The 18969-nt window shown below is 29.5% G+C and carries 15 protein-coding genes; 2 read left to right on the top strand and 13 right to left on the bottom strand.

The window, feature by feature from the left end; all coding sequences use genetic code 11:
* Positions 1 to 5: 5 nt before the first annotated feature.
* From ACZ41D_RS02770 to ACZ41D_RS02760, 3 genes are all read right to left on the bottom strand, one after another.
* Entirely contained in the window at positions 6 to 2048 is a 2043-nt protein-coding gene (locus ACZ41D_RS02770; RefSeq protein WP_464152395.1) for a urocanate hydratase, read from the bottom strand.
* A gap of 164 nt (positions 2049 to 2212) precedes the next feature.
* Positions 2213 to 3040: a helix-turn-helix domain-containing protein gene (locus ACZ41D_RS02765; protein WP_464152394.1), complete on the bottom strand. Its 828-nt coding sequence runs from the start codon at positions 3038 to 3040 to the stop codon at positions 2213 to 2215.
* 63 nt (positions 3041 to 3103) lie between these two features.
* Positions 3104 to 3268 carry a histidine phosphatase family protein gene (locus tag ACZ41D_RS02760; RefSeq protein ID WP_464152393.1) on the bottom strand — a complete coding sequence of 55 codons (165 nt, stop codon included), beginning with the start codon at positions 3266 to 3268 and terminating at the stop codon, positions 3104 to 3106.
* A gap of 325 nt (positions 3269 to 3593) precedes the next feature.
* Between ACZ41D_RS02760 and ACZ41D_RS02755 the strand changes: the two genes are divergently transcribed.
* Positions 3594 to 4289 carry a phosphatase PAP2 family protein gene (locus ACZ41D_RS02755; protein ID WP_464152392.1) on the top strand — a complete coding sequence of 232 codons (696 nt, stop codon included), beginning with the start codon at positions 3594 to 3596 and terminating at the stop codon, positions 4287 to 4289.
* Positions 4290 to 4366: 77 nt separating this feature from the next.
* The gene (locus ACZ41D_RS02750; RefSeq protein WP_464152391.1) at positions 4367 to 5512 is read left to right on the top strand and encodes a glycosyltransferase family 4 protein; all 1146 of its coding nucleotides are present in this window, start codon (positions 4367 to 4369) and stop codon (positions 5510 to 5512) included.
* Between the two features lie 35 nt (positions 5513 to 5547).
* Here ACZ41D_RS02750 and ACZ41D_RS02745 read toward each other — a convergent pair whose 3' ends face one another.
* From ACZ41D_RS02745 to lysS, 10 genes are all read right to left on the bottom strand, one after another.
* On the bottom strand, positions 5548 to 6774 hold the full coding sequence (locus ACZ41D_RS02745; RefSeq protein WP_464152390.1) for a dicarboxylate/amino acid:cation symporter: 1227 nt from the start codon (positions 6772 to 6774) through the stop codon (positions 5548 to 5550).
* A gap of 130 nt (positions 6775 to 6904) precedes the next feature.
* Positions 6905 to 7810: a response regulator gene (locus ACZ41D_RS02740; RefSeq protein WP_464152389.1), complete on the bottom strand. Its 906-nt coding sequence runs from the start codon at positions 7808 to 7810 to the stop codon at positions 6905 to 6907.
* Positions 7811 to 7853: 43 nt separating this feature from the next.
* Complete coding sequence (locus ACZ41D_RS02735) at positions 7854 to 9113, bottom strand: ATP-binding protein (RefSeq protein WP_464152388.1); 1260 nt, start codon at positions 9111 to 9113, stop codon at positions 7854 to 7856.
* 183 nt (positions 9114 to 9296) lie between these two features.
* A complete protein-coding gene (locus tag ACZ41D_RS02730) occupies positions 9297 to 10607 on the bottom strand; it encodes a sodium/glutamate symporter (protein ID WP_464152387.1) in 1311 nt (436 codons plus the stop codon).
* A gap of 110 nt (positions 10608 to 10717) precedes the next feature.
* Entirely contained in the window at positions 10718 to 11920 is a 1203-nt protein-coding gene (locus ACZ41D_RS02725) for a transposase (protein WP_464150977.1), read from the bottom strand.
* A gap of 445 nt (positions 11921 to 12365) precedes the next feature.
* Positions 12366 to 14048, bottom strand: coding sequence for a formate--tetrahydrofolate ligase (locus tag ACZ41D_RS02720; protein ID WP_464152386.1), 1683 nt, complete (start codon positions 14046 to 14048; stop codon positions 12366 to 12368).
* A 106-nt stretch (positions 14049 to 14154) separates the two neighbouring features.
* Positions 14155 to 14742 (bottom strand): uracil-DNA glycosylase, encoded by a 588-nt coding sequence (locus ACZ41D_RS02715; protein ID WP_464152385.1) that lies wholly within the window; start codon positions 14740 to 14742, stop codon positions 14155 to 14157.
* The gene (locus tag ACZ41D_RS02710; protein WP_464152384.1) at positions 14732 to 15313 is read right to left on the bottom strand and encodes a uracil-DNA glycosylase; all 582 of its coding nucleotides are present in this window, start codon (positions 15311 to 15313) and stop codon (positions 14732 to 14734) included. The genes ACZ41D_RS02715 and ACZ41D_RS02710 overlap by 11 nt, the downstream gene beginning before the upstream one ends.
* Positions 15314 to 15749: 436 nt before the next feature.
* A complete protein-coding gene (locus ACZ41D_RS02705) occupies positions 15750 to 17231 on the bottom strand; it encodes an ISLre2 family transposase (RefSeq protein ID WP_464150702.1) in 1482 nt (493 codons plus the stop codon).
* A 244-nt stretch (positions 17232 to 17475) separates the two neighbouring features.
* Positions 17476 to 18960, bottom strand: a complete 1485-nt coding sequence (gene lysS / locus ACZ41D_RS02700; protein ID WP_464152383.1) for a lysine--tRNA ligase — start codon at positions 18958 to 18960, stop codon at positions 17476 to 17478.
* Positions 18961 to 18969: the final 9 nt, after the last annotated feature.

The raw sequence follows: 18969 nt of genomic DNA, 5'->3' as shown, positions 1-18969 counted from the left end.
ATTTGTTACTTCATTTCTTTCCATGCCTTTTCTACTAGTTCTTTTATCATATTTTCATCTGGTATAAATGGTAATGTAATGTGATCAGTTCCTTGTCTCATTTTATTATATTCTATACAAGTTGAAATTGAGTTTTCGTTTCTTGCCCATGAACGTCTAGCAACTCCACCCATTACGTCCCATGGTATTGCTCTTTTTATGATATTATCTACTCTTTCGCTTCCATCAAGAACTAATCCAAATCCTCCATTTATAGCTTTTCCTATTCCTACTCCTCCACCATTGTGAAGAGCTACCATAGTCATACCTCTTGCAGCATTTCCAGCAAAACATTGAGTAGCCATATCTGCCATAATATTAGAACCGTCTTTAATATTTGCAGTTTCTCTAAATGGTGAATCAGTTCCACCTGCATCGTGATGATCCCTACCAAGCATTACAGGACCTATCTCACCTTTTCTTACCATATCATTAAACTTAAGAGCTATTTTCATTCTTCCTAAAGCATCTTGGTAAAGAATTCTTGCTTGAGTACCAACTACAAGATTATTTTTATCTGCATCCCTTATCCATACCCAGTTATCTTTATCTTGGAATCTTCTATTTGGATCTATACATTCCATAGCCGCCTTATCAGTCTTTAATAAGTCCTCTCTCTTACCACTTAAGCAAACCCATCTAAATGGTCCATATCCATAGTCAAATAGCAATGGTCCTAATATGTCTTCAACATATGATGGGAATATAAATCCATCTATTGGATCCTTACCATTTTTACATATTTCAGTAACTCCCGCATCATATACAGCCTTCATAAAGCTGTTTCCATAGTCAAAGAAATATGCTCCTTTATTAACTAATGCTTTAATTAATTCATAATGTTTCCTCAATGATTTATCAACTAATTTCACAAATTTTTCTCTATCATTAGCTAACATCTCTGTTCTTTCTTCAAAAGTTAACCCTTGTGGACAATATCCTCCATCGTACGCAACGTGGCATGATGTCTGGTCTGATAGCAAATCTATGTGTATATCATGTTCAACAGCATATTCTAATAAATCTACTATATTTCCATAAAAAGCTATTGCTATTGATTTTTCCTTCTCCATGTATTCTTTAGCCACTTTAAACGCTTCTTCTGGATTATCAATTATCTTACTAACCCATCCTTGTTCATATCTAGTTTTTATCCTTGAATAATCAACTTCAGCTATAATTCCTACTCCATTTGCAATTTCAATAGCTTTACCTTGTGCACCACTCATGCCACCAAGACCAGATGTAACATATAAATGTCCTCTTAAATCACTATCTGCAGGAATACCTAATTTATCTCTACCTGCATTTAAAATAGTACTATATGTTCCGTGAACAATTCCTTGAGGTCCTATATACATCCATCCACCTGCAGTCATCTGTCCATAGTTTGTAACTCCTAAAGCAGCTCCTCTATTCCAGTCATGTAAATTGTCATACATACCTACCATAAGACCATTAGTTAATATTACTCTTGGAGCTTCAGGAGTAGATTTAAATAATCCTAATGGATGACCAGATTCAACAACTAAAGTTTGATCCTCTGTCATTATTTCAAGATATCTCTTAATTAACCAGTATTGCATCCAATTTTGACAAACCTGACCTGTTTCTCCATATGTTACTAATTCATATGGGTATAGTGCTACGTCAAAGTCCAAATTGTTATCTATCATAACTTGAATTGCTTTCCCTTGTATAGTCTTACCTTTGTATTCGTCAATTGGCTTTCCTTTTATCCTCCCTTCTGGTCTAAACCTATACCCATAAATTCTTCCTCTTGTTAGAAGTTCATTCAAAAACTCAGGTGCTAGTTTTTCATGCCATTCTTCTGGTATATATCTAAGTGCATTTTTAAGTGCTAATTCAGTTTCTGCTTGTGTAAGTGTAAATTCTCTTTTTGGAGCTCTTCTTATACCTTCAACAAATTTAGGCATTTCAGGTAATTCAGTAAATATGTCTGTAAGCTTAACTTTCATAGCCTTTGAAATATCAAGATTACTTATCATGTAAATCCCTCCTAATGTAATTTAAATTTAGGAAATTGCAAAAATTGTTTTCTTGCAAAGTAAAAATTTCACAATTTTCTAACCTATTAAATTCTACTTTAATTATATCGTGAAAACGTCACCAAAACGTCTACCAATGTATACATAATAGTTATAGAATAAAACTAATTATTTTCATATTTCTTCTTATATAAAACCTTTTTAATGTCTACATATGAAATATAATCTGGTAATTTTTCCTTAATAGGTTTTAAAAATTGCCTTCCTACTTCTTCGACTACTTCTAAAACCTGCTTCTCTATATCACTATCGACAATATTATCCCAATTTATTTTTTTACCTTCTTCATGACATTTCACAAAATGCCTCAAAACTGTATCCTCAGTTAATTGTCTTTCTTTAGCTATTTCTTCAAGCAATTTTCCTTCTTTGTATAGACTATATGTAATATCATGAGTCTTAACTTTATTTGATTTACCGTTATTAAACCTTTCATTTTCCTTTGCTATGTTTTTAATAGGCTCTGCTCCAGTTTCTTCTTTATATTTTGTTATAGCATCTAAAAATATTTTTCCATAACTTTCAAATTTATTGACTCCTACACCTTTAATTAATAGCATTTCTTCTTTGTTTTTTGGGAGATAAGCACACATCTCCTTTAATGTAGTATCCGCAAAGATAATATAAGGTGGAACATTTTTTTCTAAAGCTAACTCCATGCGAATTTTTCTAAGGTTTTCAAATAATTCTTCGTGCAAAGATAAAGTGTTCTGTAATGGTACTTTTTTATTCTCTACTTTCTTATAAACCTTTTCTTTTCCTTTTAACACTAATGCTGATTCAGGAATCTGATAACATAAAGATTTGCCCCCACTAGTAGGCATGATTCCCAGTACATCTTTCCCGTTAAGCACCCCATTTATTAAATCTTCTTGTCCTATTCTAAAGTTTTTATATCCAAAATATTGGCGAAGTATCTGTTGTGCGTCCATATTTTCACTCCTTAGTTATTTCCCCTTTTAAAAATTTCTGTCTTAGCTCTGAATCAAATTTCTCTATTGCATATCGAAGCATTGTCCGTGACATACCCATTCTCCAATTTTACGTTCACGTAAATCATTATCTATAATAATCTCAATCTCAGATTTATCAGCAAAATCCTTTATAGTGTCAATAGCTCTTTTATAAGGACTAGAATAAATAAAGGTCTGGTTGTGCATGGCGAACAAAATATATATTTGTTTGTGTTTTATTCTTGGTCTTTAAAATGCTTTTCATTTCATTTCCTCCTAAATATGTAATTGCCTTTAGTTATAATATCTTATATAATAACTTAATATTCCACATTTCTTATTAAAATCCTTTGATAATTGAGGATATTTTAATATAGAAACTCTTTTTAATATATATTTTCTTGCAGTAATTTATTTTTCACTTTCGTTATTGTTTGTAGTAATATATTTACATGAGAAAATTCCATAATGAAACTTTTTTTTATTTTTTTTCGTATAATTATATGTTTGTATATAAAAAGGGGGGTTTTTGGTGCAATATATTAAAGAATTTATATATAAACATAAACATCTCGGGTGGATGTTATTATTCATTCCACTCAAATATTGGTTTGAATATTGTGAACAAACTATTGTTCCGCGTTATATATTACATGTCTCAATAGATGACAAGATACCTTTTATTAAGGAATTTATTATCCCTTATATTATTTGGTATGCTTTTGTAGTATATGCCTTTGTATATACTAATGCTACATGCAGAAAAGACTATTATAAGTTAACTATATTCATATTAGGGGGTATGACTATATGTTATACAATTTACATGATATTCCCAAATGGACAAGATTTAAGACCTGTTATTGTAGAAAATGATATATTTTCAAAAACTATAAAATTTCTCTACACTATAGATACACCTACTAATGTATGTCCAAGTATTCATGTATTTAATTCTATTGCTGCAAATTCAGCTTTACTTAACTCAAAAGAATTCAGTAAAAAGAAATATGGAAGAAAAATATCAACCACTATAGTAATCTTTATTTGTCTTTCAACAGTATTTATTAAACAGCATTCAATTGTTGACGGTATATGTGGCATTATATTAGCATTAGGATTTTATATGCCTTTATATGGTATACCTAATATTAAACATTATAAGCTAACTTATAAAAAAGAAGATTATAAAATTACAGAGCTAATTAAAGTAGCAATAAATTATTAATAAGGAAATTACAAAATTTAATATAATGCTTTATTATTCAATTTTCCACCATTTCGCTTAATAGGGAGGCATAATACATGAAAGTTGCACTGTTCACAGATACGTACGTTCCTCAGATTAATGGCGTTGCATTAACTACAAAAAAGTTAGCAGATTATTTTAACAAAAATAACATCCAATATAAAATAATAGCACCTAGTAGTTATGCAAAAGATATAGATATAAACGTAATTAGATATTTAAGCATCAAATTTTTACTATATCCCGAATGTAGATTATCTATTCCTGCTTATCGTTCTATGTCTAAAATTATGAATGATTTTAAGCCAGATATTTTTCATGTTATGACACCAATAAATATTGGACTATGCGGATTAAAGTACGCTAAAGATTATGATATTCCTCTTGTCTCACATTATCATACAAATTTCAGTCAATATTTAAAATATTATAATCTTAAATTTATAGATAACTTACTGTGGAAATATTTTAGGTGGTTTCACGAAAAATGCGATAGAAATTACTGCCCATCATATTCAAGTTATCAGTTATTGAAAAATAAAGGAATCTATAATTTTCAAATAATTAATAATGGAATTGATACAAGTGAATTTTCTCCTAAGTATAGAGACGTAAATTTTAGAAAAAAATATAATATCGATGATAAAATAGTTATATTATTTGTAGGTAGATTGGCTGCAGAAAAAGATATAGATGTGTTTATTAATGTTGCAAAAAAACTAAATACTAAATATGAAGACGATATACATTTCCTCATGGTAGGAGATGGTCCTATGAAAAACGATATAATAAATTCAAACATTCCTAATCTAACATTAACTGGATTTCTTCACGGAAAAGAATTAGCTAAAGCCTATGCATCATCTGAAATATTCTTTTTCCCATCATCAACAGAAACATATGGTAATGTTATCCTAGAAGCAATGGCTTCAGGACTAGCAACTGTAGCTTGCAAAAAAGGTGGAATACTAGAAAATGTAATCCACGGTCATAATGGACTTTTATGTAATGAAAAAAATGTTCAAGATTTCTACAATGCAGTAGAAAGATTAATATTAGATAAAAACTCGAGGGATACATTTGCTCAAAACGGATTAAAACAAGCAGAAAATAAAAGTTGGGATAACATATTTGATACATTAGTAGAAAGTTATGAATATGTTATAAGTCAACATAAGACTAAGAAAAATATTTTAGCATAAATTTATAAAAAACACGGGTAAAAGCCCCGTGTTTTTTATAGTGATATCCCTTCACTAACATCGTTAATTTCATTTTCAGTATATGCGATTACTGTTGCAGCAGACAAATCCCCTACAACATTTATTGATGTTCTAGCCATATCTAATATTCTGTCTATTCCAGCTACTAAAGCTATGCCTTCAAGTGGTAACCCTACTGATTTTAAAACTATAGTCAACATTATCATACCAGCACCAGGAACGCCTGCTGTCCCTATTGAACCTAAAGTAGCTGTAAGAATTATTGTAGCCTGCTGTGCTATTGATAAATCTACACCATATACTTGAGCTATAAATAATGCACAAACACCTTGATATAATGCAGTACCATCCATATTTATTGTTGCACCTAATGGAAGTACAAAACTTGATATTTTATCAGAAACTCCCAAATTTTCTTTAGCAGCTTTTATGCTTACAGGTAGTGTTCCAGAACTACTACTTGTACTAAAAGCTGTAACTGCTGCAGGCACAACGCCTTTAAAAAATTTTAAAGGACTATATTTTGTAAACACTTTAATTAATGAACCATAAACTAAAATAGCATGTAATATGCACCCAATATATACTGCTGCTATAACTTTGATTAATGGAATTAATACTGAAGGGCCATTTTCAGCTACAACTGGAGTAATCAATCCAAATACACCAATAGGTGCAAATTCCATAATAAATGCAGTTATTTTATACATTATCTCAGCTAAACTGTTAAAGAAATCGATGAAAGGCTTTCCCACATTTTCAGGAATTGAAGTAACCCCTATACCTAAGAATAGGGCAAATACAATGATTTGAAGCATATTTCCTTCTACTAACCCTTTTAAAGGATTACTAGGAACAATATTTAACAAAGTTTCAATTAATGGAGGACTTTCGTTTATGGTAGCTTCTGCATTTATCGGAATGCTAAGTCCTGCTCCAGGTTGGAATAGATGTCCTAATATAAGTCCTATAGTAATAGCAAATGCTGTAGTAAATAAATAATAAACAATAGTTTTCCCACCTATTCTTCCTAGAGTTTTTACGTCTCCAACACTTGAGGCTCCCACTATAAGTGATGAAAATACCAATGGTACTATAATCATTTTGATAAGATTAATGAATAGACTTCCAAATGGTTTAATAAATGTGTTTGCTATATCTGGATTGCCATTTAACATAAACCCTACTATAATACCAAGGATTAAACCTAATAAAATTTTAGTTGTTAATTTTAATTTCAAACACTATACCTCCTTATTTTTATACTATTTATAAAATAATAGTTATTAATTATAATAAATGGTAACCTACATAATATGACTTAAAATTACTAAATCATACTTAGAAGATTCTGAATATAGAAATATTTGTTTATAAAATATCATTTTTTATTAATACTACTAAACCTTCTATGAATTTTTTTATATTTACTTTTCCGCTATATTTAGACTTTCCTTTAATAAAATCCATCTGTTTTCTAACTTCCTCAAAATGAAATAAACTGCTAGAATATTTTCTAAAAATTTCATTACTGTAATCCTCAATACCTAAACTTGCAATATTTTGTAACGCTTTATATACTGCCCTTCTAATTCTTTGCTCTATTGCAGCTATATTTGAAGATAACCCATATTCTCTTTCATATTTTTCATTCAATAAATTATATAAATTTGTTAATGTATAAACTTTTAAACTATTAGAATTATCTATATCTCTTTCTAGTAATAATGCAATTATTTCTATGATATCATTAGTTCCTGCTTCTCCCATAATTCCTAGTTGTGCCAAAATACTTTTTATCTGATTTTTATACTCTACTCTATAAGACTTGATGCCTTTACTATTTGCCTTAAATAAATCTATTTTTTTCATAGCACGTTCAACAGATTGAATAACCATAGACATATTCATTTTTTCTTTAACATTATTGATTACTGAAATAACTTCAATAACATTTATAGGTTTGTTAATATAAAATTCTATACCCATCTTATATGCCTTAGACACCATATCTTTTGAAGTTACTTCTGATATCATTATAAATGTAGATTTACAGCCTGTTCTTTTAAGCTCCGAAACTATTCCTATGCCATCAATATAAGGAAGTAATAAATCAACTAATACAATATCTGGCTGAAGTTTTCTAATTTCTCTTGTTGCTACCAATCCATCCCCTGAAATACCAATAATATCTCCTAATTTATGATCTAAAATAATTTTTTTTAACATTCTTTGGATGACTTTATCATCATCTACAATATAAAACTTATCATTCATAAAGTCCCCTCCTGTTACATTGAATATTCCTTATACAATTTATTCATTTTTCAATTTTATTAACCGGAATTACTATTTTAAATGTAGTTCCTTTATTAGCAACACTATGTACATAAATTTCTCCTTTAAAATTATTTTCTACCAATTGTTTTACATGAGATAACCCAAGTCCAGTTGACATATTGCCTGTCAAAGAATTATACTTTGTAGTATATCCAGGCTCAAATATAATATCTAAATCTTCTTCTTCAATTCCACAACCATTATCTTCTACTTTAATAACATACTTATTATTTTCTTTATATTCTACTACATTAATTACACCTGAATCATTAATTGCATCTATAGCATTGATAATTAAATTATTTAAAATAGAAGCCAATGAATAATAATCTATAATTATAAAATTATCATTTACATGCATATTTAGTGAAATATCCTTTTCCTTAGCTTTTATCATTCTATCAGTATTTTCTTTAATTATATTAAATAGTTCATTTATATCTAAAGAAACATTTTCCTTCCCCTTAGAAAGAGTCTCTTCAAAGCCAGCTAATACCCTATAGTAATCTTTCTTTATCTCATGAATATTTTTAGCTATATCCAATGCATCTTCTTTAAGTTTTTTATCCTTTATATTTTCATATAGTTTGTAACTTTTTTCCATAGTATTTTCTATATCTTCCCTTGATTTTGCAAGAAAAAATATCTCAGCTTTTAATTCAGATATAAATAACACTAATTTTTTATATCTGTTTTCATTTTGCTCTTTTTCGTATTTTCTTTTATGGTATAAGATAATATGATAAATTAAACTTGTTGCTACTGCACGCATAAATCCTACAACTACAATGAGATACACTGCTCTATTAAAATTAAATAATGCAAAAAAACTTCTAAAAACAGTTTCAGTTAAATTTGCAATAGTATCGCAAAACCACAACGATAAAATAAAAAATATAATATTATTTGTTTTATTCCTAACGTCTAAAAAGTAAAATAATATACCAAAAACAATATAAAAGATAGATACTGGAAAATAATTAATTAAAGCAGAAAAAATAGTTGCTTCATCAAAGGTCATATAATATACGAAAATTCTAAAAGCAGTTACACATACGCTAGTAATACTTGTGGCAACAATAATAGAAATATCTTTAAAATATAATAACAATAAGGATAATATTACTACTGCAAAAGAAAATCTAAACCATTGTGCAAAAGGGTTAACATATATTTCACCTACAAAAATAACTGCCATAAAAGCAATAAAAATATTTTGAATGTTCTTTTTCTGAGCCAACTCTTTGCCTCCTATTCCACTTCCTATTATACTCTTTACTTTTACATTATTGCAATAAGTTAAAGCTTTAGTTAATTGAGTAATATAAAAAAAGTATGCTTCTTTAATACTGTAATTTATTCTCTAAATTACAGTATTAAAGAAAGCATACAATCAAAAATCATATTAAGATAAATTTTTAACTTAAGCTTTTGAAACTACCTTTTTATTTTTGTTCCAGAAACCTGTCAATTTAGCTAAAATAAACAAAACTATTGTTATGCCTAAAAAAACTAAACCTGAATTTAAAGAGCCGTACTTAATTGCTAACATTGGTAAAATTGATGTTATTAATCCTCCACCTAAAAAAGGTTCAAATATAGGTGTCCTTAAAGCAAATGCTTTCCCAGCTTCTGTTTTCATATCTGGGTCTACAGTACGTAAAAGCATCAATCCTACTGCTGCAACTCCTGAAAGAAATCCAAAATTAATTATAGAGTTTTCAAACCAGTCTTCTTTAAATAACCTAGGACCTGCCCAAAAGAAGAATGCCACTAGTAATATACCATTAATAACCATTAATATTGAAAATGGAACTGCATACTGTACAATTACCGGTATCTTAATAGATGCTATAGCACTTACTATTAAAAAATCTAAAGCAATACCTTGAATTCTTTGTAAGGTATATATGTCAACAGCTTGAGCTAATTTAGTTTTAGATATACCTAATTGAACAAATAGTCCACCTATCATAGCCATTGGGAATAGAGGCATTTCTATGCCAATGTATCTTTTTATTAACCCTTGAAGTATCCAGCCAATAAAAACAGCTATAGCTATTAAAGATGAATGAAATGCAAAAGATTCAACTACATCCTTATTTATAGTTGTCAGAGAATTAGCTTCTCTTTCTGAAGGAGAAATGATATCGTTTTCCGTATTAGTTTTAATCTCGTCTTTAGATTTTATAATTGAAGTATATCCTTTTCTTACTCCATAGTTAATAATTATCATTCCACCAATAATACCTACCATTAACCCTACTGTAGCAGAAGTAAGACCTAAATCTCCACCTTCTACCCAATTTAAAGATTTATAAACATCAATCATACCCCCAGCTGTACCATGGCCTCCAGCCCATCCTACTTCGACAATAGAACCAAACATTTCACTAACGTGCCATATCGGTTTTAATACTAAAGATGTAATAATAAAAGGAACTGCAACTTGAATAAGATCCCCTATAAAACTGTAATATAGATGTGGTGTTATCATATTACCTACTTTCTTCATATTTGGAAGTTCTATACCTATTAGCATAGGTGCAAAAACTATTGTAATAAGCTTTCCTGGTATGGAACCCCAAGTTCTAGTCATTTCTGCAGGTAAAAAACCTATTCCATATTCTCCTAATATAAGTCCTATTACTCCAGCTATTAAAGACGCAGGAATAAATAGCTTTTTTAAAATTTTTAATTTAAGTGAGGAAATTGCATAATTCATCTTTTTCACAGTAGAAAAAAAGAGCATAGAGCGATAGCTCATTGAAAATGAGATTTTAAATTTGATATTTATTTTAGAATAATGCAAAGAACCTCCTAAATAAAGGTAATTTTATGCCGTTAGGCAGCTTTATTAACAACTTTACTTGAATTTAATGATATTGTTCCAGCTATAAGTGCTATGCAATTTAATAATGAGTGAACCTTGGCTTTTTTAATACCTTTAGACCTTATGTTATCTAAATTTAGATATTCTTTAAGTCTACTATTACATCTTTCAACTGATGTCCTTTTATCATATAACTTTTTCCAACTAGTAGAAGACCTTAAAGGATATCCATAATGCCTTGGATTTTCTTTATAATTGACTTTAAAAGTATATCCGTAGGTAGAAGAAGAACACCAATTCATTCCATAAGGACAATTACACTTACCTAAAGCGTGAGGGCAACGGAATTTAAGATATTTTCCATCTTTGCCCCAATATACTAATTTATATCCTGCGGAGCAGATAGGATTAAAATCTTCATCTAATCCAGCAGGTGGGGCATAGCTTCGTCTAGGATTGTAAGCTATTATTGGAATACCATTAAATTCGTTTATTATATCTTTATAAACATACTCAAAGTCATACCCAGAATCCATAGCATAATATTTAGGCTTAAAAATATCTTTATAATTATTAAAAAATTGCTTTATTAAAGGTATAGCTACAGTGCCATCATAAGTGCTTGCTGGGGTTAATAAAATATCTAATGGTAGTTCACTTTTAGAATCACATAATATATGAAGCTTCCAACCAAACCATTTTACGGTGTTACCATTAGTATCTTTTTTTATCCCCCAGTTAGGGTTATAGTCATCATCTACGATATATTTTTTACGCTTAGCAGATTCATAAGAACTTAATTTTGTTGAATCAATAGAGACATGTTCTCCATCAATTATATTAAGTTCTTTTGCTTTAACAACTAAGGTATGAAACAATTGTTCAAGTTCATCAGTTTGAGTTAATTTATCTAAAAATCTGCTAAAAGTAGATTCGGATGGTACTTTGCCAAGGACACTAAAACCACAACAGAATCTTAAAACAGGATTTTGCTTAAGATTAAGAACTAAATCTTTTATAGTTTGAATTTTTTCTACTTGCATAGCAATCAAAGCATAAATTAAAGTTTCAGGATCATAGCCCTTCGGGCCTTTAGAATTATGAGATTTTCTTAGTTTGCAAGCTAAATTAGAAATGTCAATCTGAGATAAAATCATCTCTAATTTAGTTTCTTGTTGAAATTCCATAATTTCCTCAAAGGAAATCAAGCTCATTTGTCGAATATACATTTAAGAAGTTTCACTCCTTTCGGGTATTGAGTTTGTCTACTTAATATATTCGACATTTAGGGGTGAAACTCCTTTTTGCGTTCAGTGAAATTTAGAAAAATCAACAATTTAAAATTATGCAATTTCCTCAAGTCTTAAAATTGTACCGATAAATAATAAAATACCTAATACCGAACAATAAAATAGCAAAGAGTCTAAAGATGAAGATGATATAACTTCATTTGGAAACATTAAATCACTCCTTTTTAGTATAATTTTATATTTTAATTTGTTAATAAAAATTAATATATTTTATTACAATACATTAACTTATTTCATTATAAAATGTAATGTACAAAATTATACTAAAAAGGACAAAAATATACTTTGAAGTTTGCAAAAAGTAGTGAAGCAGCAAGCTATTCTTACATAACCTACTGCTTCAGTGCTTTTAAAATAATCCTATTATTTCTCCATCAGGAGTTATATCCATGTTATTTGCAGCTGGTACTTTTGGCAGTCCAGGCATAGTCATTATGTCTCCTGTCAATGCTACTAAAAATCCTGCTCCAGCTGATATTCTGATTTCTCTTACTGTTATTCTAAATCCTTTTGGTCTAGCTAGTAATGTTGGATCATCTGATAATGAGTACTGAGTCTTAGCCATACAAATAGGCATTTTATCAAGGCCCATTTCTTCTATTTTTTTGATTTGCTTTTCACATTTTTTAGTAAAGTCTACTCCATCCGCTCCATACACTTCTTTGGCTATTGTTTCTATTTTTTCTTTTATTGATTGTTCTGATTTATATATTGGCTTAAAGTTTGATTTCTTTGTTTCTATTATCTCAACAACCTTTTTAGCTAATTCGACTCCACCTTCTCCGCCTTTTGCCCATACTTTAGACATTACTACATCTACTCCTGCTTTATTACATTTGTCATACAACAGCTTTAATTCTGCTTCTGTATCTGTTGGAAACTCGTTTATTGCTACTACTACTGGTACTCCAAATTTCTGAACATTTTCTATATGTTTTTCTAAGTTGCCAAATCCTTTTTCTAATGCTTCTAAGTTTTCGTCATTTAACTCTTTCTTTGGTACTCCACCATGATGTTTTAATGCCCTAACTGTTGCTACAATTACTGTACAATCTGGCTTCAATCCTACAAACCTGCATTTGATATCAAAGAATTTTTCTGCTCCAAGGTCTGCACCGAATCCTGCCTCCGTTACTACATAATCACCTAACTTTAATGCCATCTTTGTAGCAATTACACTATTGCAGCCATGAGCTATGTTAGCAAATGGTCCTCCATGTATGAATGCTGGAGTATTCTCCAATGTTTGAACAAGATTTGGTTTTATCGCATCTTTAAGCAATATTGTTAACGCACCAGTAGCTTGTAAATCATCTGCTGTTATTGGTTCATTGTCATAATTATATGCAACTATCATTTTGCCTAATCTCTCTTTTAAATCTTCTAAATCCGTTGCTAAACATAATATTGCCATTATTTCTGATGCAACTGTTATGTCAAATCCATCTTCTCTAGGTACTCCATTTGTCCTACCACCAAGTCCAACTACTATGTTTCTTAGAGCCCTATCGTTCATATCAAGAACTCTTTTCCACACTATCCTACGTGGGTCAATATTTAGTTTATTTCCTTGCTGTAAATGGTTATCTAATAGAGCTGATAATAAATTGTGAGCTGTTGTTATTGCATGTATATCTCCTGTAAAATGAAGATTAATATCTTCCATAGGTACTACTTGTGCATATCCACCACCAGCTGCTCCACCTTTAATCCCAAAAGATGGTCCTAATGATGGTTCCCTCAAAGCAGTTATAGCTTTTTTGCCTATTTTATTTAACCCCATACTTAACCCAATGTTTATCGTTGTCTTTCCTTCTCCTGCTGGTGTAGGGTTTATTGCAGTAACTAATATTAATTTACCATCTTCTTTGTCTTTTAGTCTTTTAAATACATCTAATGATATTTTAGCTTTATAATTTCCATATAATTCTACTTCATCTTCTTCTATACCTATTTCTTTTGCTATTTCCATTATTGGTTTCATCTTAGCCCGTTGTGCAATTTCAATATCTGTTAAATATTTTTCACTCATTTTACTCATCCTTTCTTTAGCATATTTACATATATAATAAAATAATATACGTCACAAAAATGTCTTTAATACCTTACCATTTTTATATTTAAATAAAATACAATCATTAAGTATTTCTATTGTTTAAAAGATATCTTAGCGCATTTAAATCTTTAATATATGTCTCTTTTAATTTTCTATTATATATTACCGCTGCTGGATGATATAATGGAAATACACAATACGTTTTTTGGTTTATACTGATTTTTATATCTTTGCCATGAAAATCTCCTATCTTCACTAATTTATCTTCTAATATAGCCTTTAATGGAGTATTACCAAGTGTAACGATAACATTAGGATTAACTATATTAATTTCATCAAATAAAAACTCTTTAAAATCTTTTATCTCTTTCTCTGTAGGCGGTCTATTTATTTCACCTCCTGTTTTTTTGCTTTCTTTTGTTGGCCTAAATTTTACCACATTGGTTATGTATATATCTTCTCTTTTTATTTCTAACATTTCTAAAAACTCTTTTAGGTATTTTCCTGCTTGACCAACAAATGGTTTTTTTAGCTCAACCTCTTTAGCACCAGGAGCTTCTCCAATAAGTACTATTCGACTATCAGAATTCCCATCTCCCAATACTATTTCTTTATCATGAAACTTATTTAAAATTTTACTATTTAGCTCTTCAAGCTTCTTATCTTTCAAGTATTTTTCCCTCTCCCTCTAATATCTCGTCATATTTTTTCTTTAGCTCTTTAAAATCTTCCCATGCAGGTCTTTTTTTGTTTACATCTCTTAATATTGCTGCAGGATGATATGTAGGTAAAATATAAAAATGCCCCTTTTTAATCCATTTGCCTCTATCCACTGTTATCCTAAAGTTTTTATCAATTATATTTCTTGCAGATACTGCACCTAAACACACTATAATATCTGGATTTATTAATTTTACTTGCCATCTTAAAAATTCTATACAAGCTTTGCTTTCATTATCATAAGGATTTCTGTTATTAGGTGGTCTGCATTTTACAATATTTGCAATATATACTTCTTTTCTCGACAATCCTATAGCTTTCAGCATTTTATCTAATAATTTACCTGCTGCTCCAACAAAAGGGCGACCTTGTTTATCCTCATTGTACCCAGGACCTTCTCCAATAAACATTATGTTAGCGTTTTCATTACCTTCTCCAAACACTACATTGTTCCTCGTCTTATGCAAATCACATCTCTTGCATTTCATCGCTATAGACCTGACTTCATCAAGGCTATACATTATTATTCCTCCACATTTAGTATTTATTAATATCTCAAGATTTATTTTATCATAAATATATAAATGTGGAAATTGTATATTAAAGTATGATACTGTCAAGTAAAAGTTGGCAAAATTATTATTTTTAAATTTAATCATCCAATTTTGCTGTTTTAATTATGTTTTTATGCCCGATAGGGCAAGAGTATTCTATTTATACTTTCTACAATTTTAAAAATAAATTTACATATACTTTACAATGATTTCAAAATTGTTATTCTATAATACTAGACTTATGATTATAGAATAACAATAAGTCTGAGAGCCCTATTTTTAGGTCTAATTCTATTTATTCATCAGTATTAATGCTCTATTATGTTGTATTTTTTTAGGCTTATATTAGAGCATAGGTATCGTATGTTAGCTTATTCTTTTAAGTTATATAATATATTAGATATTAAAAACTTAGGTTCATTTGACTTGCACATTTGCAACCTAACATGTCCTTTATGGCTTTTCTTCCGTTAGTTACTGAACATTGACTAAATGGCATGCTTGCTCTTTTGTGTTTGTATATCTTGCTTTTCTTTGGCTTTTTATTTACTTCTGCTGCTGTTAATCCTACTTTTTCTATTATTTCTTCAAGCTTTTCTTCTTTTATTTCTTTGTTCAGTAGTGATTTTATTGTTGTTGCTAATTCTTTGCTTGCTTTTTCTGCTAGTATCTTGGCTAAGTTACTGGCTCCTTGTATTGACCAACTTGTTTTATTCCCTTTCATCCTTTGTGCTAATATATCACATATGCTATGTTCCATTGTTCCTAGATTTCTATATTTAATTCCTTCTGGTGGTTGCGGCATATTTATGTCTGGGCGAAGTTTGTAGAGCACTATCCCTTCTTTGTTGTTTACTAGGTAATTATATAGTGCCTGTAATTTCTTCATTTTCTTTTGATTATCATTGTTTTCTATCATTAGTTTTGTTATCATTTCTAATCCTTCTTCTATGTTACCATTGCTTAGTTTCTTTATTATTTCTTTTGCCTTTTTCTTATCTTCTATGTTCTTAAGTACTGCTTGATTTCTATGAAATGGATCTAATTGAAAGTGTGAATTGTCTTCTTTTATAACTTCTTTTATCCAGTTTGCTCCATCTCCATTTACTATTTTTGTTTCTATTTCGTCAGTATTATATTGTTTCGCTATTTTGGCTTGTCTTAGTTTTCTAAATTCTTTACTACTTCCAAAGCTTGCATATGCTTTTTTGTTCTTTAGTACATATCTATCTTTTTTCTCATGCTTCTTCTCCCAGCCTTCATAAAAAATTCCTAATTTTAGTTCTTTTTTCTCTTTTCCCTTAGTCTTTTTATCTTTACCTTGGATATTTATCCACACTCCATCCATTTCTTCAAACAATATTTTTGTTTCTTTTTTGCCTTGTAATTTTTCTTCGTTGTTTAATTTTATTTCGTGTTTTTCTTTTTGTTTTAGTTGTTCTCCTAAGTTTTGTATTATGTTCCAAGCTGCTGAATGACTTATACTTTGGTTTGTCATTTCTGTTATTTTATTTGCTGTTTTTCTATATGATTCATCTGTTGCTAGATCTACTATTTTTTCTACTAGATTTGTAGATATATGTCCTATGGTTTCCATTTTTAAGTATTCATCTAAAAGGCATTTGTAACCTCTTTTACCCTCTTGTGTAGTATATTGATATATTCTACGTTTATATTCAATTTCGCCCATTATTGTTTTTATGGTAGTTTTCTTTAATCCTTTATTTCTATATTCTTCTTTATCTCTTTCTTTCATTAATTTATTATCTAATTTTTCTAATAGCTCTACGAGCATTTCACATGCCTGTCGGCATACAAGCTTATATATAATTTTCTCTAAGTTCTTGAAATTAATTTCTTTTTCATCTAAACTTATATTATACATGTAATCATCCCTTTTATAGTTTTCTTATTAATTACTATTATATTGGATGATTCATATATGTTAAAGGTGCTTTCGGGCATCTTTTTCATTTTTGTTGTTTTTGCCTACTAAAATTATACTCTAAGTTAAAGTATTTAATTAAATTTTGCCAATTCTTTAAATATATTTAAAAACAACTACAAGTTAATGTAATTAAAATATTAAAAATCTATAAGAAAAGCCTGCTAAAGTATCAGCAGACTTTTTATCTATCATTATCAATTGGCTTCATAGTTGGGAACAATATTACATCTCTTATAGATGTTTGATTAGTAAACAGCATTACCATTCTATCTATCCCTATACCAAGACCTCCAGTTGGAGGTAATCCAACTTCTAAAGCATTTATAAAATCATAATCCATCACATGTGCTTCGTCATCTCCAGCTTCTCTCTTCTTGACTTGAGATAAAAATCTTTCTTTTTGGTCTATAGGATCATTTAATTCAGAAAAAGCATTTCCTGCTTCACTTCCACAAATAAATGGCTCAAATCTATGAGTATATCTAGGATCATCTGGATCTTTTTTAGCTAATGGTGATATTTCAACAGGATGATGTGTTATAAATATTGGTTGTATTAGCTTATCCTCTACATATTCATCAAAAGCCTCGCTTATAATCTCTCCAATAGATTCTGTTCCCTTTAATTCTAATTTTAATTTCTTTGCTTCTTTTCTAGCTTCTTCTGGATCAGTTATTTTATCAAAATCTACACCTGTATATTCTTTAACAATATCTACCATTCTCTTTCTTGGCCAAGGTGGAGTAAGATCTATTTCTTGACCCTGATATTCAAACTTTGTACTTCCAACCACTTTTTGAGCTACATAAGAATACATACTTTCAACCATTTCCATTACATCTTCATAATTTGCATAAGCTTCATATGATTCTAATAAAGTAAATTCAGGATTGTGGCTACTATCCATTCCTTCATTTCTAAATACTCTACCTATTTCATAAACTTTATCAAATCCACCTACTATTAATCTCTTTAAGGAAAGCTCTAGTGCAATTCTTAAGTACATTTCTATGTCTAAAGCATTATGATGGGTAATAAATGGTCTTGCATTTGCTCCTCCGGCTAACGTTGATAACACTGGAGTCTCCACTTCAATAAACCCTCTAGAATCTAAAAATTCTCTAATAGCATTTATTATCTTAGATCTAGTTACAAATATATTTTTTACTTCAGGGTTTACTATCAGATCTACATATCTTTGTCTGTATCTTAAGTCAGGATCCTTAAGGCCATGGAACTTTTCAGGCAATATTTGAAGTGATTTTGAAAGAAGAGTAACCTCACTTGCTTTTATAGAAACTTCTCCAGTTCTTGTTTTAAAAACCTCTCCTTTGACTCCTATAATATCTCCAATATCATAAGATTTAAATAACTCATATTCTTCTTCACCTAATAAATCAAACTTTGTAAATATCTGAATTCTTCCTTGGCTATCCTGAATATCTGAAAAACTTGCTTTCCCATGCCCTCTTTTTGACATTATTCTACCTGCAACACTTACTTGTTTTCCTTCCATATTTTCATAATCTTCTTTTATTTCTTTACTATGATGAGTAACGTCATATTTTTCAATTTCAAAAGGATTTCTCCCTGCTTCAATGAGTTTCTTTAGCTTTTCCCTTCTCATCATCAGCATTTCATTTAGATTTTCTTCAACATTCGTCATTCATTCTAA

It is taken from the genome of Brassicibacter thermophilus, from assembly GCF_055378355.1.
This window is presented reverse-complemented; position numbering and strand designations above follow the sequence as displayed.